Origin of the sequence: Micromonospora sp. NPDC005707, from assembly GCF_040631005.1 — a bacterium.
GTDB lineage: Bacteria > Actinomycetota > Actinomycetes > Mycobacteriales > Micromonosporaceae > Micromonospora.
The window spans coordinates 1-17905 of the sequence record NZ_JBEXYR010000018.1; the positions used below are offsets into that span (position 1 = coordinate 1).

Consider the following 17905-nt stretch of genomic DNA (forward strand, 5'->3'; position numbering starts at 1 on the left):
ACCCGGCGGCCCGGCCCCACGGGGGTTTTGAGCACCCGACCGCCGGGGCCGGCCCCAGCGCCGGGGGGGGGCCCCGGGGGGCGGGGTGCGCGCCGCCGGGGCCGGGACGATCAGCGATCGGTCACTTCCAGGACCAGTCCTGGAAGTACATGAAGTTCATCGGGTCCTGCGGCTCGACCCCCTGCAGGCCGGACCGGTACGCCGAGACCTGGAACACCGGGTTCGGCATCCAGAGCACCGGCAGGTCCTTGGCGAGCAAGTCGTTGTACGCCTTGAGCGCGCTCTCGTCGCCGGAGAACTGCGTGGCCTCGATGAGCTTGTCGGCGTCCGGGTTGCTGTAGCTGCCCAGGTTCACCGGGGCGCCGGTGGCGAAGAGCCGCTCGCCGCTGGCGAAGGCCGGGTAGTACCAGCTGCCCTGCGAGCCGAAGAAGGACATGTCCCACGAGCAGGTGGCATCCGTCGGCTTGCACGCCGGGGTGACCGCGACCGAGTCGGGCACCTCCTTGATGGTCAGCTGGATGCCCAGCTTGGACATCTGCGACTTGATCTCGGCGAACATCTTCGTCGTGGCCGCGAAGCCGGTCTGGCTGGTCACGGTGAGGTTCAGCGCCGCGCCGGCGGCGATGCCGTCGCCGCACTGGTTCGGCCCGGTGCCCGGCGTCTGGCAGGTGGTCTGCCCGTCCGGGGTCACCTTCCAGCCGTGGCTCTCCAGCAGTTCCTTCGCCTTGGCCGGGTCGAAGGAGTACGCGCAGCCGGCGGCGTCGGCGCCGTTGGTGCCCGGCTTGGCCGGCACCGGGCCGCAGGTCGGCGCGGCCGTGCCGGACCAGATCACCTTGCTGATCGTCGGCTGGTCGATGAGCATCTGCAGCGACTGCCGCAGGTACGGCTGCTTGAACAGCACCCCGGTCTTCGGGTTGTTGAAGTTCAGCTGCAGGTAGGTGACGGACCAGCCGTACCAGGGAGAGACCGTGTAGCCCTTGGACTTGAGGTAGCCCTCCTGGGAGAGGTTGGCCGCGGGCACGTACCCGTAGTCGATGTCACCGGCGCGCAGCACGTTGAACTCGGCGTCGTCGCCGGTGAACGGCCGGAGCACGACCTTGGCGAGCTTCGGCTTGTCCACACCGGAGTAGTTGGGCTGGGCGGCGAGGGTGACCTCGCCGTTCGGCACGTACTTCGCCAGCTTCCAGGGGCCGCTGGTGACCTTCCACAGCTCGTTCGAGTCGTAGGTCTTGGGGTCCTTGGCGGCCGTGGTGAGGAAGTCGAAGACCTTCTTGGCGCCCTCCGGCGTGCTGGCCAGGTCGCTCACGGCCGCGGTGGCGGAGTCCCGGTCCCAGGCGTGCTGCGGCATCGGGGTGATCTTGTTGAGCTGGTTGTCGACGAACCACGCGGTGTTGAAGACCTTGGTGGTGGTGATCGAGAAGGTCTTGTCGTCCTTGACCGACCACTGCGCGATGTTGTCCGGCAGACCGCCGGGCCGGTAGGACGCCCACTTGTCCTTGTTCGCCCGGACCAGGTCGTACCAGAACTGGATGTCCCTGGTGGTGACCGGCTTGCCGTCGGACCAGGTGTTGTCCTTCAGCGTGATGGTCAGCGTCCGGCCGCCGTCACTCACCACCGGCGCCTCGGCCATCGAGCGCTGCGGGTCGATGTTGTACTGCGCCGAACCGTCCAGCTTGTACTGGTAGAGGGACCGGTACAGCGCCTGGCCGAAGATGGCGTTCTCGCCCTGGGTGAAGCCGGGCGCCGAGATCGGCAGGATCCAGTTCGGGGTACGGAAGGCGACGGTCACGGTGTCCTTGCCCTGACTCCCGCCCTCCTTCGATGAACCGCTGCCACCACCGCAGGCGACCAGACCCGCCCCGAGGGCGACCGCGCTGGCTACCGCCACCGCGCCGCGGAGGGCTCGCCGGGGAAATCTGCTCCTCATGAATCTCCTCGATTGATGTGCACTGCCCCGCGTCTCCGGGCGCTACCGGCGGTGCCACGAGTTCGGCCGCCTGGTGCTGCTCCTCGACGTTCGACGCGGAGAATGTATCCGGGCCGAAGTGTGGAGTCAACGAAACTTACCCTCTTTATTCGGCTACTTCGGCCAGGGTACGATCTAAGTCGGCGAAGCATCGACCGAAACTCTTCGCGTGGGCTCCGGCGCGCACCCTGCCGGGCACTGCGACACTGAGGCGGCGCCGGAGGACCGCCCGAACAAGGAGAGGCACCCTTGGAACCATCGATCTCCGCCACGCTGCGAGACCAGACCCTGAGCCTGCTGGCCAGCGGCACGGTCACCTCGCGCGCCGACCTCATCGAGGCGTTGCAGGTCGCCCCCTCGACCGTCACGAGCGTGGTACGCCGGCTGCTGGAGGAGGGCGTCATCCTCGAGGAGGGGGTGGGCCGGTCCACCGGGGGACGACGCCCCCGGATCCTGCGCCTGCGGGAGACCAAGGGGATCCTCGCCGTCGCGGAGCTGGGCGGCAGGCACGCCCGGGTGGGGTTGTGCGCGCCCGACGGAGGGCTGCGCACCACCGAGGAGGTGGCCATCGACATCGCCGCCGGGCCGGCGGAGGTGTTCGAGGTCGTCGCGGCGACGGTCGACCGGCTCCGGGCGGCGACCGCGGCCGGCCAGGAGGTGCTCGGCGTCGGCGTGGCCCTGCCGGGGCCGGTCGAGTTCCCCGGCGGGCGGCTGATCGGCCCGGCCCGGATGCCCGGCTGGAGTGGCGTCGACGCGAGGGCCCGCCTCGCCGAGCGCTTCCCGGTGCCGGTGGTCGTCGACAACGACGCCAAGGCGGCGGCGATCGGCGAGTACGTCACCCGCCGCGACGAGTTCGGCGACATGATCTACGTCAAGGCCGGCACCGGCATCGGCGCCTGCCTGGTCAGTGGCGGTCAGATCTACCGGGGCGGGCGCGGCCTCAGCGGCGACGTCACCCACGTCCGGGTGGCGGACAGCGGCGAGCGGGAGTGTTCGTGTGGCAGCCGGGGCTGCCTGGAGACCGTCGCCAGCGGCGCCGCCCTGGCCCGCCAGCTGGCCGAGCAGGGCTCGTCGGCGACCACGATCCGGGAGATCGTGACCGCCGTCAGCGACGCCGACCCGACCGTGGTGACCATGGTCCGCCACGCCGGCCGGCTGCTCGGCGTCGCCCTCTCCGGCCTGGTCAACTTCCTCAACCCCGACGCCGTCGTCATCGGCGGCGCACTGTCCAGCCTGGACGTCTACGTGGCCGCGACCCGGGGGATGCTCTACGAGCGCTGCCTGCCGTCCATGACCCAGTCCCTGACCATCGAAGCCAGCGTCGCGGGCCCGGACGCGGCCCTGGTCGGCCTCGGGCACCTGCTGCGCACGACGACCGACGTACGACCCTCCTGAGGAGCAACACCCGTGCCCCGTCCCCTCCGCGTCGCCATCGGCGGCATCCACATCGAGTCCAGCACCTTCTCGCCGCACCTGAGCACCGCCGACGACTTCGAGGTCACCCGGGGCGACGCGCTGCTGGCGCGCTACGACTGGCTCTCCCCCGCCCAGCCCTGGGCCGCCGACGTCGAGTGGATCCCGCTCGTGCACGCCCGGGCCCTGCCCGGCGGGGCGGTGGACCCGGCGACGTACGAGGCCTGGGCCACCGAGCTGGTGGAGAAGCTGGCTGCGGCCGGCCCCCTGGACGGCATGCTGCTGGACATCCACGGCGCCATGACCGTCGTCGGGAGCGACGACGCGGAGGGCGACCTCGTCACCGCCATCCGGTCGGTCATCGGGCCGGAGCCGTTCGTCTCCGCGGCGATGGACCTGCACGGCAACGTCTCGCAGGTGCTCTTCGACGCCTGCGACCTGCTCACCTGCTACCGCACCGCCCCGCACGTCGACGTGTGGGAGACCCGCGAGCGCGCCGCCCGGAACCTGGTCGAGGCGCTGCGCCGGCGGCAGCGCCCGCACAAGGCGCTGGTCCACGTGCCGATCCTGCTGCCGGGCGAGATGACCAGCACCCGCGAGGAGCCGGCCCGGGGACTCTACGCGCGGATCGGTGAGGTCGAGGCCCGCGACGGCGTCGTCGACGCGGCGATCTGGATCGGGTTCGCCTGGGCCGACCAGCCGCGCTGCCGCGGCGCGGTCGTCGTCACCGGCACCGACGCCACCGCCACCACCGAGGCGGCCCGCGAGCTGGGCGGGCACTTCTGGGCGGCCCGCGACGAGTTCGCCTTCGTCGCCCCCAGCGGCTCGATGGACGAGTGCCTCGACACCGCCCTGGCCGCGGTCGCCGATCCGGCCCGGCGGCCGTTCTTCATCAGCGACTCCGGCGACAACCCGGGCGCCGGCGGCGCCGACGACGTCACCTTCGCCCCCGAACGGATGCTGGCCCGCCCCGAGATCCGCGGCGGCTCCCGTCGTGCCGTGTTCGCCTCGCTGGTCGACCCGCAGGCCGTGGCGCAGATCGCCGACCAGCCGCTCGGCTCGCCGGTCCGGGTGACCGTCGGTGGACGGATCGACCCCCGGGACCCGGGGCCGCTCCCGCTCGACGGGATCCTGGAGGCGGTCGCCGACGATCCCGACGGCGGGCGGTGCGTCAGCGTACGGGTCGGCGGGCTCAGCGTCCTCGTCACCTCCCGCCGGATGCAGTACCGCCTGCTGGACTCCTACGCACGGCTGGGCATCAAGGTCGACGAGATGGATCTCGTCGTGGTGAAGATCGGCTATCTCGAACCCGAACTGTTCGACGCGGCCGGAGACTGGCTGCTCGCCCTGACGCCGGGCGGCGTCGACCAGGACCTCGCGCGGCTGCCGTACCAGAACGTGGTGCGACCGGTGTTTCCCCTGGACCGCGACTTCACGGCGGACCTCGCCGTGGTGACCGGGTGATCGCGTGACCCAGCCCGAAGACCAGTGCGTCCTCGCCGTCGACGTCGGCGGAACGACCATCAAGGGGGCGGTGGTCGGCGAGGACGGCCGGCGCCGGCACACCCTGACCGTGCCGTCGTGCGCGGACGACGACCCGGTCAAGGCGGTCCGCTCCCTGTGCCTGCAGCTGCGCGACGACGCGCTCGGCCTCGGCGCCGCGCCCGCCGCGATCGGCGTGGTCACGCCGGGCCTCGTCGACGAGACGAACGGGGTGGTGCGGTACGCGGCCAACCTCCGGTTCCGCGACGTGCCGCTCCGCACCCTCGTCGGGGACGACCTCGGGCTCCCGGTGGCGGTCGGGCACGACGCGCGGGCGGCCGGCGTCGCCGAGGCGGTGGCCGGGGCGGCCCGTGGGCTGGACAACTTCCTGCTGCTTCCGCTGGGCACCGGCATCGCCGCGGCGGTGGTGGTGCACGGCGAGCCGGTGCCCGGCGCGACCGGCTCGGCCGGCGAGGTCGGCCACATGCCGGTCCACCCCGGTGGGGAGCCGTGCAGTTGCGGGCAGCGGGGATGCCTGGAGGTCTACGCCTCCGCCGGCGGGCTGGCCCGCCGCTATGCCCGACTCGGCGGAACCCCGGACTCCGACAGCCGGGCCATCGCCGACGCGGTGGCCACCGATCCGGTCGCCGCCGCCGTCTGGAACGACGCGACCCAGGCGCTGGGGATCGCCCTGGCCACCCTCACCCTGACCCTCGACCCGGCCCGCATCGTTCTCGGCGGCGGGCTGGCGGACGCGGGCGCGCTGTTCTTCGACCCGGTACGCGACGCCCTGCGCGCGGCCCTCGCCTGGCGTACCCCGCCCCCGGTGCTGCGCTCCGCCTTCGGCCCGCAGGCCGCGCAGATCGGCGCCGCCATCCTGGCCCGACGGCTCGCCGGACTGTCCGTTCCCGACGGCTGGGGCGCACCGGCCCTCGGTGACCACGATCAGGACAAGGGTGGAGTGGCCTCAAGACCTTGACGATGCCCGTCCGGGTGCGAGTGGATTGGGCGTACGCAGCTGGCGGCCGGCGAAGCCACGGCCGTCCAAGGGAGAGGATCCACATGACAGTCCCACGCCTGCGCGGTGCCGCGCTCGCCACAGTCGCCCTGGTGGCTGTCGGATCGGTGGTGGCGCCGGACGCGGCCGGCGCAGCACCCGGCAACCCGGGAGCCCCTCGCTACTCGGCCGGTGCGGCGAGCGTCGGCGACCCGTACTTCCCGGACGAGGGCAACGGCGGATACGACGTCCAGCACTACGACCTCACCTTCTCCTACGACCCGGCCACCCGGTTCATGGCCGCCACCGCCACCATCACCGCTGTCGCCACGCAGGATCTCGACCGGTTCAACCTGGACTTCCGTGGCCCGGAGATCTCGTCGCTGACGGTCAACGGGCACGCGCACGGCTTCACCCGCAACGGGCAGGAGCTGGTCGTCACGCCCCGCCCGAAGCTCAAGACCGGGCAGGCCTTCACCGTGGTGGTGCGGTACGCCGGCGTACCGGGTCCGATCACCGACCCGGACGGGTCGATCGAAGGCTGGGTGCCCACCGACGACGGGGCCTTCGTCGTCGGTGAGCCGCAGGGCACGCCGGCCTGGCTGCCCACCAACGACCACCCGACCGACAAGGCCACCTTCCGGTTCACCGCGACGGTGCCGGAGGGGCTCACGGCCGTCGGCAACGGCCAGCTCCTGTCCCAGGAGACCCGGGACGGCTGGACCACCTTCACGTGGGACTCGACCGAGCCGATGGCCACCTACCTGGCGACGATCACCATCGGCAGGTTCGTGGTCACCGAGTCGACCACGCCGAGCGGGATCCCCGTGTACGTCGCCGTCGACCCGCGGCAGGTCGCCGGGTCCGCCGCCGCGGTCGCGCAGATCCCCAAGATGATCGACTTCTTCTCCTCGACGTTCGGCCCGTACCCGTTCGCCTCGACCGGTGCGATCATCGACCGGGCCCCCGACGTGGGCTATGCCCTGGAGACCCAGACCAAGCCGATCTTCTCCAGCGCGGCGAGCGTCGGCACCATGGCGCACGAGCTGGCGCACCAGTGGTACGGCGACAGCGTCTCCCCGCGGCGCTGGTCGGACATCTGGCTCAACGAGGGCTTCGCCACCTACGCCCAGTGGATGTACACGGAGTACAACGGCGGCGCGTCGGTCAGCCAGACCTTCAACAGCGGCAGCAACTACGGCCGGGCCGCCTCGTCGTCGTTCTGGCAGATCGTCCTCGCCGACCCGGGCCCCGAGGACATGTTCAGCAACATCCCGTACAACCGGGGGGCGATGACGCTGCACGCGTTGCGGGGCAAGGTCGGCGACGCCACCTTCTTCCGCATCCTGCGGACGTGGGCGGCCAGCCACCGGTACGGCCACGCCGCGACGGCCGACTTTGTCGCTCTCGCGGAGCGGGAATCCGGGCAGAACCTCGATGCCTTCTTCGACGTGTGGCTGTTCCAGAAGGGCAAGCCCACGACCTGGTGACGTCGGCGGGGTCTCGCGACCGCTTCCTGTCGCGAGACCCACCGACGCCTCGGGCCGGTGGGAGCACTACCCCGCGCTGGTGCGGCGGGCCGTGCTGAACCGGCGCCGGTGGGCGGCGGGGCTCATCGACTGCTTCCCGGCGAAGACCCGGCGCATGCTCTCGTAGGGCCCGATCAGCGTGGGAACGAGCCCAGGGGTGACCTGTCGCCCACGGACCAGTTGTGGCCGAACGGGTCCGTGAAGCCACCTTGACGGTGCGTCCCCCAGGGCACGCGGTGATCCTCGATTGCCGCTCCGGCGACTGCGCCGGCCGTGACGGCGCGCTCGATGAAGGTGTCGGGGTCATCGACGAACACCTCGATGCGGGTGCTCGTGACCCCCGCCTGGCCGGGGCTGGTCTCGGTGGCGTTCTGGGGATCGACCTGGTGGAGGAAGAAGGGGGCGCCGCTGATCTCAAGGCCGGCCACGCCACCAAGGTTCCACAGCTCCGTGGCGCCCAGTGCCGTCTTGTACCAGGCGACCGCGGCGTCGGCATCGGAGACGATCAACATCACGGAGATCACTGGCGGCGCAGCGGCCACCGTGTCGCCGGACGGGGCGGAACGATCTTTCAGTTCCTCGGTCATGCCCACAGCATGCCGGACATCGCCGGCAGCGTCTCCCCAGTCCTGCCGACTCCACCACTTCCCACTCTCGCTGAAATCACGTCATCCCGGCCGGACGAAGGCGGCGCCGTACGACGATCGGTGGGCAGCATGGAGCGCGGAAACGTGGTCCGCACACAATCGCCGGAGGGTCGGAGATCATGCCAGAGGTCATCGCGGGGTTGGCGATTCCTGAGACAGCCGCGGTCGCCGAAGCGACGTCGAGCAGCGCTTCGAAGTCGATGGCGCCGACCACGCGCGCAAGTTCCTCCTGGACCGGGGTTTCTCGACGGCCGCCGCCGAGACCGTCTGGACGGCGATCGCGCTGCACACCACGCCGGGCATCCCCGACCGGATGGCCCCGGAAACGGCGACCACGTACCTCGGTGTCCTGACCGACGTGCTCGGCCTCGGCCTAAACGGACTGGAAGACGATCAGCTGGCCGCGATCCTCGCCGTCCATCCACGAGGGGATTTCAAGAACGAGTTCCTGCGCACCTACGCCGACGGGCTGAAGAACCGACCCGACACCACGAACGGCACCGTGAACTCCGACGTGCTCGAACACTTCATCCCCGGCTTCCAGCGCGTGACAACGGTCGAGCGCATCGTCCGTTCGCCCTGGCCAAGCTGATCAGATCCGACCTTGCGGACCCCCACAAACCAGCCCATACCGTCACCCGCTCTTGAGAGGATCCGAGCATGCGAGCGATCACCGTGCGAGACCGTGACGCGGGTGTCGGCGGGCTCACCCTGACCGACATGCCCTACCCCCACGCTGCGGAGAACGACGTCATCGTGCACGTGCACGCCGCGGGCTTCACCCCCGGCGAGCTCGACTGGCCGGCAACGTGGTCGGACCGCGCCGGCCGCGACCGGACACCCACCATCCCCGGCCACGAGCTGTCCGGCGTGGTGGCCGAACTCGGCTACGGAACCACCGGCCTCACCGTGGGCCAGCGCGTGTTCGGGCTGACCGACTGGGCCCGCGACGGCTCCCTGGCCGAATTCACCGCGGTGGAGGCCCGCAACCTCGCCCCTCTCGCGGCCGACATCGAGCACACCGTGGCCGCGGCGCTGCCCATCTCCGGGCTGACCGCGTGGCAGGGACTGTTCGACCACGCCCATCTCACGACCGGACAGACCGTCCTCATTCACGGCGCTGCGGGCGGCGTCGGCTCGATCGCCGTCCAACTCGCCCGGGAGGTCGGCGCCCGCGTGATCGGCACCGGCCGGGCCGCCGACCGTGATGTCGCGCTCCGCCTCGGCGCGCAGACCTTCCTCGACCTGGACGCCGACGATCTGCGGCAGGCCGGCGAGGTCGACGTGGTGCTCGACGTCATCGGCGGCGACATCCTCGACCGGTCGACCGAACTGGTACGGCCGGGCGGCACCGTCGTCACCATCGCCGCGCCACCCACCGTGCAGCCCCAGGACGGGCGAGCCATCTTCTTCGTCGTCGAACCTGATCGCGCCCGGCTGACCGACCTCGCCCAGCGCGTGCGGACCGGACGGCTCAACCCCATCGTCGGCGCCGTGCGACCGCTTGACGAGACGCCCTCCGCCTTCACCCGCCGCCACCGCACGCCCGGCAAGACGATCATCCAGGTCACGGACGAAGCGGGAGCGCAGCACGCTGATCAGTGAGCGCGTGCCAGCGGCTCGCTGATCGCCGGTACGGGCCGCGTGGTCAGCGGATGCCCGGCGACCCGGAAGCGCCGTCCGGAGCGGGCCAGATCGGGCGCCGTCAGCCCGCCGTTGCCCCTCGAGGACCATACCGTTCGGCGGCGCGCGCCCTGGCCTTCGCGGCCTCCACCTCGCGGTCGCGGGGCGGCGCCTTCGTCACGAGGCTGTCCAGCAGGGTTCGGGTGGCCGCCGTCACAGCGCGGACCGCCTCCCCGAACGCCTCCTCGTTGGCCGCGGACGGCCGTGTCGTGCCGCTGACCTTGCGCACGTACTGGATGGCGGCGGCTTCGATCTCGTCGTCGGTCACGGGCGGTTCGAAGTTGTGGAGCACCCGAATGTTCCTGCACATCCCCCTACAATGCCAGGCCCGAGGGCCCGGGGCGGGCCGGCGTAGCCGGAGGCGAATGTCCCGGAAAAAAATATGGGCCTGCTTGTCGATTGGAGTTGGTCCTCTTCGTCGTCCTGGTGAGGGCCCGGCACCGAGCCGGTCCATTCACCCGATGGAGGGCACGATGACCACCACTGCGAACACGACCCACGCCACCACGTCGACCTTCGGTGCGCTGATCCGGACCGGTGTCATCGCCGCGGTTGCCGCGAGCGCCGCCACCATGGCCGTCGCCGCCGCCGGCCACGCGGCAGGGGTCAGCCTCGATCTGGCCGGCGCCCCGATTCCGGTGGCGGGGTTCGGCGTGCTGACCGCTGTGTTCTCGCTGGTCGGCGTGGTCATCGCGGCGCTGTTGTCCCGTTTCGCCCGGCGTCCGCGGCGCACCTTCGTCCGCACGACGGTGGTGCTGACGGTTCTGTCGCTGGTGCCGGACGTGATCGCCGACGCCGGGGCGATCACCAAGGTGCTGCTGATGCTCACCCACCTGGTCGCGGCCGCGATCGTGATCCCCGCTGTCGCGCGCCGCCTGCCCGCCGGACCTGTTGCTGCCACCCGGGCCTGACCGAGCACCTGGGCACGGCCGACCCCGGGGCCGCGCCCGGGTACCGGCGGGCCGAGCCGGTGAAGTCAGGTCAGCGTGGCGGCCTTGCGCAGCAGCACTGAGCGTTCGCGCTGGTTGGCGCACAACCGGGCCGCCAGCTCCAGTTCGGCGCGCGCCTCCGGCCGCCGGCCGAGCCGGGCCAGCAGCTCACCGCGTACGGTCGGAACCAGATGCGAACCGGAGAGCCGGTCCGAGGCGATCAGCTCGTCCACGATCGCCAGGGCCTGCGCCGGGCCCGTGGCCATGGCCACCGCGACGGCCCGGTTGAGCTCGACCACCGGCGAGGGCGCGACCCGGCCGAGCGCCTCGTAGAGCACCACGATCCGGTCCCAGTCGGTCGCCTCGACCGAGGGCGCCGCCGCGTGGGTGGCCGCGATCGCGGCCTGCAGGCCGTAGGGGCCGAGGCCGCGAGCCGAGGCCTTGGCCAGCGCGGCCAGCCCACGGCGGATCGCCGAGAGGTCCCACCGTCGCCGGTCCTGGTCCTCGAGCAGGACCGGCGAGCCGTCCGGGGCGGTCCGGGCCGGGAAGCGCGCGGCCGTCAGCTCGAACAGGGCGAGCAGGCCGTGCACCTCCGGCTCGTCCGGTTGCAGCGCGGCCAGCGTGCGGGCCAGCCGGATCGCCTCGTACGCGACGTCGGGGCGTAGCAACCGGTCGCCCGACGTGGCCGTCGACCCCTCAGTGAAGATCACGTAGAGGACGCTGAGCACGCCGGCCAGCCGCTCCCGGCGCTCGTCCGCCGGCGGCAGCTCGAACGGCACCCGGGCCGCCGCGATCGTCTTCTTGGCCCGGGTGATGCGGGCCTGCACGGTCGGCACGGGTACGAGAAACGCGCGGGCGATCTCCTCGCTGGACAGGCCGCCGACCACGCGCAGGGTCAGCGCCACCCGGGCCTCCGCGGAGAGCACCGGGTGGCAGCTGACGAACATCAGCGCCAGGACGTCGTCGTCGATCTTGTCGGGGTCGACTTCCTCGTCGACCGCGGGGTCGGCCGCCAGCAGGGCGTACCGGTCCTGGAGGGCGGCCCGGCGGCGGATCGCGTCGATGGCCCGCCGCCGGGCCGTGGCCATCAGCCAGCCCGCCGGATTCCCCGGAGCGGCGAGCGGCCACGACACCAGCGCCTCCGCCACCGCCTCCTGGGCCGCGTCCTCGGCCAGCCCGAAATCGCCGGTGAGCCGGGTCAGCGCGGCGACGATGCGCGCCGACTCGATCCGCCAGACGGCCTCGACATCGGCCGTAGCCATCAGCTCTGGCCGTTGCTCTCGCGCCCGGCCCGGTCCTCGGCGGTCACTCGCCGACCTGCGGGACCTCGTCGCTCCCGGGCACCCGCCGGACCTCGATCTTGGCCCCGGGAGCCGCCGGCACCCGCTTGGCCCACTCGACCGCCTCCTGCTTCGAGGCGACGTCGAGCAGGAAGAAGCCCCCGAACAGTTCCTTGGTCTCCCCGTACGGCCCGTCCGTGACCACCGGGACCTCGCCGCTGAAGTCGACCACGACGCCCTGGCCCGGATCGTCCAGCCCTTCGGCCGCGAGGAGAACGCCGGCCTTGACCATCTCCTCGATGAACTGGCGGGTCGTGGTCATCATCTCGTCGATGTTGGCCATCATGGCCGCGTTGGACTCGTCGGTGCCCCGCATGATCAGCAGGTACTTCGGCATCGCGTTCTCCTCGTCCGGCGGGGCCGCCTCTCGGCCCTCGCACCCTAATGTCGAACGAGCGGACCGCGGATCGACGCGGCCCCGGAGAATCTTTGCCGCGACTTCCCGCGGCCGGCCACCTGCTCCGGTGGCCGGCCGCGGGGCCGGAGGCTACGCCGCGCCGTTGAGCGAGGCCGCCAGGGCCTGTGCGAACCCGGTGTCGGCGGGCGCGCCGCTCACGCCGATACGCCAGGTCCCGCCCGTGAGGTCGCCCACCGGCAGTGACCGCCCACCCGGCTGCCACAGCGGCTGCCAGGCGACGGAGCCGCTCGGCCGGTTGAACCACCGGTTGTCCTCGCTCCAGGCCGACCCGGCCCGGTACGCGACCGCCAACGTCATGGCGTCGTCCGTGGCGAGCACCCACGGGGTGAAGCCTGCCGCGTCCCCGTCGCGATCGGCGCCGGCGGGGTCCGCGAGCCGGGGCAGGGTCGAGTCGAGATTCCAGGCGGCCTCCCAGACCGGCGCGCTGGTCGGGCCGGTGACGTGCCAGAGGAGGTCGACGTCCACCGTGGCCGGTGCGAACCGGAAGCGCCAGTCGACGGTCACCGGCTCGTCGCCGAGCGGGATGCCGGCCAGGAGCAGGTCCGTGCCGTCGGCCGACACGGTCACGTTCCGGGCGGGGCCTGCCGTGTCGGTGGGCCCGAAGGTCCCGACCGCGAGGTAGGGCGCCGTGGAACGGAACGACGAATCCGTCACGGGGCGGTACGCGCCCCGGCCGGTCGGGTCGGCCTCGTAGGAAACCAGCCGGGACTCGGGCGCCGTCTGCACGACGGCGCGGTAGTAGGGCGTGCTGACGAGCCGCCCCTTCGTCACCACCGGCGTACGCCAGTTCAGCGGCGCCAGCCAGAGCCCGCCCTGCCCCCAGCCGGCGCCCGTGACGTACCACTGACCGGTGCCGGAGTCGTCCTTGACCACTTCGGCGGCGTGCGCCTCGATCCGGCCGGCGAGCTGGTCGACCGTGAAGTGGAACGGGTCCTCGCTGCGGTACACACGGGTGTCCTGGTAGCCGCTCTCGCAGCAGACGAAGAGATACCACGAGCCGTCGTGGTGCACCACGAAAGGCGACTCGGTCGGCCCGCCGAAGGTGCCGGTGGCCGGGTGCTCGAAGGCCGTCCGCCGGTCGCTCCAGTGCACGAGGTCACGGCTCGTGCGGTAGGCGACGATGTGGTGGCCACCGGCCGGGGTGCTGTTGGCGGTGTAGTACATGACCCACTGGTTGCCGACCCGGGTCACCATCGGGTCCCGGCCGTCGAAGCCGTCGGTGAAGAGCGGGTTGCCCGGGTGCCGCGTCCAGGTCGTCAGGTCCCTGGACGTGGCGAGGTGCATCCGGTACGCCTCGTGATCGGCGGTGCCGCCCGCGTAGAACATGTAGTAGGTGCCGCCGTGGAACAGCACGTACGGCGCCCAGATGTGCGTCTCCCCCGCGCTCGGGTCGGCCTGCAGGGCGAACGGCTGCTTCGTCCAGGGGCCGCGGGGTGACGGCGCCGTGGCATGGCCGAAGAACTTCTCGTCCAACGGGTTGGCCGGCTCGGCGTGGGTGATCGCGAAGACGTGCCACCGGCCCGTCGCTCGGTCACGCACCATGGTGTGGTCGTTGTAGTACCAGCGCTCGTTCTCGCCGACGCCGGGGTCGTACACGTTCACGAACTCGCCGGCGGTGACCTGGACGGACCGGTTCTCGTACGGCTGGTTGCTCAGCGCGGCGGTGTCGGCGGCCCGGGCCGGCGCCGGGGCCACGATCAGGCCCAGGGCGAGGGCGAGCAGCGCGGACAGCCGACCGACGCGGGACGGTGAACGGGGCATGCGTTCCTCCAGAGCTCTACGGGTGGCGAGGTGGTGCGCGGGACGGGCGCCTGGCGCGCGGGTCCGCCGCCTGCCTCCGGCGGCGGACCAGCGCCGGGGCCCTACTGCTTGCCGCCGAGCGTGGTGTAGACCTCCGCGGCGTTCTCCTTGGTGATCTGCTGGGTGCCGAGGGTGGTCGTCTTCGGGACGTCCTTGGCGCAGTCGACGAGGATCTTCTTGGCCAGGTCGACCGCCTCACGCCCGCCGGTCGGGTACTGGAACGTCGCCTGGAGGCGGCCCTGCTCGACGGCCTTGATGCCGCCCGAGGGGACGGGCAGCGCGTCGATCCCGGTGAACTTGATCGCCGTTTCCTTGCCGGCCGCCTTCGCCGCCAGGTAGGCGCCCTCCGCCATCGGGTCGTTGTGCGCGTACACCGCATCGATGTTCGGGTTGGCCTTGAGCATCGCGTCCATGACGCTCTGCCCCTTCTCCCGCAGCCACTCGGCGGTCTGGCTCGCCACGATCTCGATCTTCGGGTTGCTGGCGATGCCCTCCCGGAAGCCCTGGGCGCGCTCGGCGGCCGGGGTGGAGCCGGGCAGGCCGGAGATCTCCACGACCTTGCCGCCCTGCGGCAGCAGCGTCTTCGCGTAGTACTCGCCCGCCGCCTTTCCGATCGCGACGTTGTCGCCACCGATGAAGGCCGTGTAGGCGTCACCCTCGACCTTGCGGTCCAGCACGATGACCGGGATCCCCTGGTCGTACGCCTTCTTGACCACCGCGGTCAGCGGCTTCGCCTCGTTCGGCGAGATGATCAGCAGGTTGATGCCCTGGGAGAGGAAGTTCTCCACGTCGGCCACCTGCTTGCTGTTGTCCTGAGCCGCGTCCGAGACGACCACCTTGAAACCGGGCACGGACTTCGCGGCGTTGCTCACGTCGTCGTTCATGACCTGCCGGTACGGCTCGGCGTTGTTGGCCTGGGACATGCCGATCAGGAAGTCCTTGCCGCTGCCGCACTTCGCCGAGGCATCGGAGCTGCCGCTGCCGGGGTCGTCCTCGACGCTGCACGCCGAGGTGGCGACGAGCGCGGCCAGCGCCAGGATCGTGGCGGCTCTTCGGGCGTAACGCATGGTTTCCTCCATTGGGTGGTGGGTCAGGCGATGCGGGGACGTAGCTTCTGCAACGCGGCGGCAGCCACGATGACCAGGCCCTTCACGACCAGCTGCACGTTCGCGTCGATGTTGTTGAGGGCGAGGATGTTGTTGAGGATTCCGAGCAGCAGGGCGCCGGCGATGGTGCCGCCCATGGATCCACTGCCACCGGCAAGGCTCGTCCCGCCGATGACGACCGCCGCGATCGCGTCCAGCTCGTAGCCGGCGCCGTCGTTCGGGCTCCCCTGGTTGAGCTGCCCGGCGTGGATGATCCCGGCCAGTGCGGCGAGCAGGCCGGCGATCGCGAACACGGTGATGCGGACGCGGCGCACCGGCACCCCGGAGAGCCGGGCGGCCTTCTCGTTGCCGCCGATTGCGTAGACGTGCCGGGCGAAGGCCGTGGTGCGCAGCACCAGCAGCGCACCGACGCCGATGGCGAGGAACAGCAGTGCCGGCACCGGGAGGATCCCGTTGATCGATCCGCTCAGCGTCGAGAACGCCTCCGGGGCCTCCTGCGGTCCGTCACCGTAGGCGATGGGGATGCCCAGCCCGCCGGACCACATCCGGGCGATGCCCCGGGCCGCCTGCAGGCCGGCGAGGGTGACGATGAACGACTGGATGCCGAGCCGGGCGACGATCGCACCCTGGGTGGCGCCGAACGCGGTGCCGATCAACAGCACGATCAGGACCGTCGGCAGGATGCCCATGCCGCTGTCGACCATGAGGGTGGCCGACCCGACCGCGGCGAGCCCGAGCACCGCCCCGACGGAGAGGTCGATCCCGCCGATCAGGATCACGAACGTCATCCCGACCGCGATGATGCCGATCTCCGAGACCGCCCGGACGATGTTGGCGAGGTTCCCGGAGCTGAGGAAGACGCTCTCGCCGTTGCGGACGGGCGACACGGCGATCGCGATGATGAAGACGGCGGCCAGGCCGAACAGGCTCTGGAACCGGAAGAAGCTGTCGACGATCGCGTGCCGGTCCCGCGGCAGCCGGATGGGCCGGCGGCGGGGCGGTGTCTCGCGCGGCGCTTCGGCGACGGAGGTGGGGGTCGGCGAGTTCATCGGGCCTCCTTGGCATCGTCACCGTTGGCCGCGGCGAGGATCGCTTGTTGGGTGGCGGACGCGCGGGGCAGCGCGGCCGCGGTGCGACCGCGGTGCAGGACGACGACCCGGTCACAGAGGCTGAGCAGCTCCGGTAGTTCGGACGAGGCGAGCAGGATCGCCATGCCGGTGTCGGCGAGTTGGTGCAGCAGCCGGTAGATCTCGGCCTTGGCCCCGATGTCGACGCCTCTGGTCGGCTCGTCGAGCAGCAGCAGCCGCGGTCGCGTCAGCAGTTGCTTGGCGAACACGATCTTCTGCTGGTTGCCGCCGGAGAGCGTGGCGGTCGGGACCGTGGGCGAGGCGGCCTTCACCGCCAGGGCGCTGAGCTGCCCGGCCACCGTCCGCTTCACCGCCTGCCGGCGGACGAGGCCGAGCGTCGTCAGTGTCGACAGCGCGGAGAGCACGACGTTGTCGGTCACCGAGTGCTCGAGCATCAGTCCGGCGCCACGCCGGTCCTCGGGGACGAACGCCACCCCGCGGGCCAGGGCTGACCGTGGGCCGTGCGGGCGGTACGGGCGGCCGTCGAACGTCACCTGGCCGGCGCGGCGGCCGGAGCCCGCGGCACCGAAGAGCGTCTCGAGCAGTTCGGTGCGGCCCGCGCCCATCAGCCCGGCGAGTCCGACGATCTCGCCGGAGCGCACCGTGAGGTCGACACCGGCCGGCTCGGTCCGCCCGGGTGTCGGCCGGCGTGGCGTCACGGCGAGTCCGCGGACGTCGAGCAGCACGTCCCCGGGCTCGTTGCGCCCCTCTCCGTAGAGCGCGTCGACCGACCGGCCGACCATCAGCTGGATGATGTCGTCGCGGGAGGCGGCCTTCGGGTCGACGCTGCCCGCGACGCTGCCGTTGCGCAGCACGGTGACCCGGTCCGCGATGACCTCGATCTCCGCCATCCGGTGCGAGATGTAGACGATGCCGACGCCCGCCCGGCGCAGCTCCGCGATCGTCGCGAAGAGACGTTCGACCTCGGCGTCCGCCAGCGCGGCGGTCGGCTCGTCCATGATCAGCACCCGTGCGTCCAGCGACAGCGCCCGGCCGATCTCGACGAGTTGCTGCTCGCCGACGCGCAGCGACCCGACGAGCCGCCGTGGGTCGAGGTCGGCGCCGAGCGTACGCAGGTGGTCGGTGGCCTGCCGGCGCATCCGGCGGATGTCGACGGTGCCCACCCGGGTGCGCGGCTCGCGCCCGAGGAACATGTTCTCCGCGATGGAGAGCCCGGCCACCAGGTCGAGCTCCTGGTGGATGGTGGCGATGCCGGCGCGTTGGGCGCCGGCGGGGCCGCCGAAGGTCACGGGCCGCCCCTCGACCTCGATGGCGCCGTCGTACTCGGTGATCACGCCGGAGAGAATGTTGATCAGTGTCGACTTGCCGGCGCCGTTCTCGCCGAGCAGCGCGTGCACCTCACCCGCTCGGACGGTGAGGTCGATGTCGCGGCAGGCGTGCACACCGCCGAACCGCTTGCCGATGCCGGTCATCCGGACCAGCGGGCGTTCTGTCATGCGGCACCTCT

At 71.7% G+C, this 17905-nt stretch carries 16 protein-coding genes; 7 read left to right on the plus strand and 9 right to left on the minus strand.

Features of this window, described 5'->3' with window-relative positions:
• Positions 1 to 121: 121 nt before the first annotated feature.
• Positions 122 to 1927: a peptide ABC transporter substrate-binding protein gene (locus ABZ452_RS27895; protein WP_357948962.1), complete on the minus strand. Its 1806-nt coding sequence runs from the start codon at positions 1925 to 1927 to the stop codon at positions 122 to 124.
• Between the two features lie 288 nt (positions 1928 to 2215).
• Here ABZ452_RS27895 and ABZ452_RS27900 point away from each other — a divergent pair, with 288 nt between their 5' ends.
• The 4 genes from ABZ452_RS27900 to ABZ452_RS27915 all read left to right on the plus strand — a co-directional run bounded on the left by ABZ452_RS27900 (position 2216) and on the right by ABZ452_RS27915 (position 7348).
• The gene (locus ABZ452_RS27900) at positions 2216 to 3361 is read left to right on the plus strand and encodes an ROK family transcriptional regulator (RefSeq protein ID WP_357948965.1); all 1146 of its coding nucleotides are present in this window, start codon (positions 2216 to 2218) and stop codon (positions 3359 to 3361) included.
• A gap of 12 nt (positions 3362 to 3373) precedes the next feature.
• Positions 3374 to 4843, plus strand: a complete 1470-nt coding sequence (locus ABZ452_RS27905; protein WP_357948968.1) for a M81 family metallopeptidase — start codon at positions 3374 to 3376, stop codon at positions 4841 to 4843.
• Positions 4844 to 4847: 4 nt separating this feature from the next.
• Positions 4848 to 5840, plus strand: a complete 993-nt coding sequence (locus tag ABZ452_RS27910; protein WP_357948971.1) for an ROK family protein — start codon at positions 4848 to 4850, stop codon at positions 5838 to 5840.
• Positions 5841 to 5923: 83 nt separating this feature from the next.
• Positions 5924 to 7348 carry a M1 family metallopeptidase gene (locus ABZ452_RS27915; protein ID WP_357948974.1) on the plus strand — a complete coding sequence of 475 codons (1425 nt, stop codon included), beginning with the start codon at positions 5924 to 5926 and terminating at the stop codon, positions 7346 to 7348.
• 173 nt (positions 7349 to 7521) lie between these two features.
• Here ABZ452_RS27915 and ABZ452_RS27920 read toward each other — a convergent pair whose 3' ends face one another.
• On the minus strand, positions 7522 to 7974 hold the full coding sequence (locus tag ABZ452_RS27920; protein ID WP_357948977.1) for a VOC family protein: 453 nt from the start codon (positions 7972 to 7974) through the stop codon (positions 7522 to 7524).
• 373 nt (positions 7975 to 8347) lie between these two features.
• Here ABZ452_RS27920 and ABZ452_RS27925 point away from each other — a divergent pair, with 373 nt between their 5' ends.
• Both ABZ452_RS27925 and ABZ452_RS27930 read left to right on the plus strand, forming a co-directional pair.
• Complete coding sequence (locus ABZ452_RS27925) at positions 8348 to 8626, plus strand: hypothetical protein (RefSeq protein ID WP_357948979.1); 279 nt, start codon at positions 8348 to 8350, stop codon at positions 8624 to 8626.
• Between the two features lie 68 nt (positions 8627 to 8694).
• Positions 8695 to 9639, plus strand: a complete 945-nt coding sequence (locus ABZ452_RS27930) for an NADP-dependent oxidoreductase (RefSeq protein WP_357948982.1) — start codon at positions 8695 to 8697, stop codon at positions 9637 to 9639.
• A 100-nt stretch (positions 9640 to 9739) separates the two neighbouring features.
• Here ABZ452_RS27930 and ABZ452_RS27935 read toward each other — a convergent pair whose 3' ends face one another.
• Positions 9740 to 10027 carry a DUF2277 domain-containing protein gene (locus ABZ452_RS27935; RefSeq protein WP_357948985.1) on the minus strand — a complete coding sequence of 96 codons (288 nt, stop codon included), beginning with the start codon at positions 10025 to 10027 and terminating at the stop codon, positions 9740 to 9742.
• A 151-nt stretch (positions 10028 to 10178) separates the two neighbouring features.
• Between ABZ452_RS27935 and ABZ452_RS27940 the strand changes: the two genes are divergently transcribed.
• On the plus strand, positions 10179 to 10628 hold the full coding sequence (locus ABZ452_RS27940; RefSeq protein ID WP_357948988.1) for a DUF6069 family protein: 450 nt from the start codon (positions 10179 to 10181) through the stop codon (positions 10626 to 10628).
• A gap of 65 nt (positions 10629 to 10693) precedes the next feature.
• Here the strand turns inward: ABZ452_RS27940 and ABZ452_RS27945 are convergent, their stop codons facing one another.
• From ABZ452_RS27945 to ABZ452_RS27970, 6 genes are all read right to left on the minus strand, one after another.
• Positions 10694 to 11908: a sigma-70 family RNA polymerase sigma factor gene (locus ABZ452_RS27945; RefSeq protein ID WP_357948991.1), complete on the minus strand. Its 1215-nt coding sequence runs from the start codon at positions 11906 to 11908 to the stop codon at positions 10694 to 10696.
• Positions 11909 to 11951: 43 nt separating this feature from the next.
• Entirely contained in the window at positions 11952 to 12323 is a 372-nt protein-coding gene (locus ABZ452_RS27950) for a YciI family protein (RefSeq protein WP_357948994.1), read from the minus strand.
• A 150-nt stretch (positions 12324 to 12473) separates the two neighbouring features.
• On the minus strand, positions 12474 to 14165 hold the full coding sequence (locus ABZ452_RS27955) for a family 43 glycosylhydrolase (RefSeq protein WP_357948996.1): 1692 nt from the start codon (positions 14163 to 14165) through the stop codon (positions 12474 to 12476).
• A 101-nt stretch (positions 14166 to 14266) separates the two neighbouring features.
• Positions 14267 to 15271, minus strand: coding sequence for a substrate-binding domain-containing protein (locus tag ABZ452_RS27960; RefSeq protein ID WP_357948998.1), 1005 nt, complete (start codon positions 15269 to 15271; stop codon positions 14267 to 14269).
• 23 nt (positions 15272 to 15294) lie between these two features.
• On the minus strand, positions 15295 to 16359 hold the full coding sequence (locus ABZ452_RS27965) for an ABC transporter permease (protein WP_357949001.1): 1065 nt from the start codon (positions 16357 to 16359) through the stop codon (positions 15295 to 15297).
• Complete coding sequence (locus ABZ452_RS27970; RefSeq protein ID WP_357949004.1) at positions 16356 to 17894, minus strand: sugar ABC transporter ATP-binding protein; 1539 nt, start codon at positions 17892 to 17894, stop codon at positions 16356 to 16358. The genes ABZ452_RS27965 and ABZ452_RS27970 overlap by 4 nt, the downstream gene beginning before the upstream one ends.
• Between the last annotated feature and the right edge of the window lie 11 nt (positions 17895 to 17905).

Coding starts and splice junctions, on each gene's coding strand:
- ABZ452_RS27895 (WP_357948962.1), bottom strand. CDS start 1,927: ATGAGGAGCAGATTTCCCCGGCGAGCCCTCCGCGGCGCGGTGGCGGTA.
- ABZ452_RS27915 (WP_357948974.1), top strand. CDS start 5,924: ATGACAGTCCCACGCCTGCGCGGTGCCGCGCTCGCCACAGTCGCCCTG.
- ABZ452_RS27920 (WP_357948977.1), bottom strand. CDS start 7,974: ATGACCGAGGAACTGAAAGATCGTTCCGCCCCGTCCGGCGACACGGTG.
- ABZ452_RS27925 (WP_357948979.1), top strand. CDS start 8,348: ATGGCCCCGGAAACGGCGACCACGTACCTCGGTGTCCTGACCGACGTG.
- ABZ452_RS27930 (WP_357948982.1), top strand. CDS start 8,695: ATGCGAGCGATCACCGTGCGAGACCGTGACGCGGGTGTCGGCGGGCTC.
- ABZ452_RS27935 (WP_357948985.1), bottom strand. CDS start 10,027: ATGTGCAGGAACATTCGGGTGCTCCACAACTTCGAACCGCCCGTGACC.
- ABZ452_RS27940 (WP_357948988.1), top strand. CDS start 10,179: ATGGAGGGCACGATGACCACCACTGCGAACACGACCCACGCCACCACG.
- ABZ452_RS27945 (WP_357948991.1), bottom strand. CDS start 11,908: ATGGCTACGGCCGATGTCGAGGCCGTCTGGCGGATCGAGTCGGCGCGC.
- ABZ452_RS27950 (WP_357948994.1), bottom strand. CDS start 12,323: ATGCCGAAGTACCTGCTGATCATGCGGGGCACCGACGAGTCCAACGCG.
- ABZ452_RS27955 (WP_357948996.1), bottom strand. CDS start 14,165: ATGCCCCGTTCACCGTCCCGCGTCGGTCGGCTGTCCGCGCTGCTCGCC.
- ABZ452_RS27960 (WP_357948998.1), bottom strand. CDS start 15,271: ATGCGTTACGCCCGAAGAGCCGCCACGATCCTGGCGCTGGCCGCGCTC.
- ABZ452_RS27965 (WP_357949001.1), bottom strand. CDS start 16,359: ATGAACTCGCCGACCCCCACCTCCGTCGCCGAAGCGCCGCGCGAGACA.
- ABZ452_RS27970 (WP_357949004.1), bottom strand. CDS start 17,894: ATGACAGAACGCCCGCTGGTCCGGATGACCGGCATCGGCAAGCGGTTC.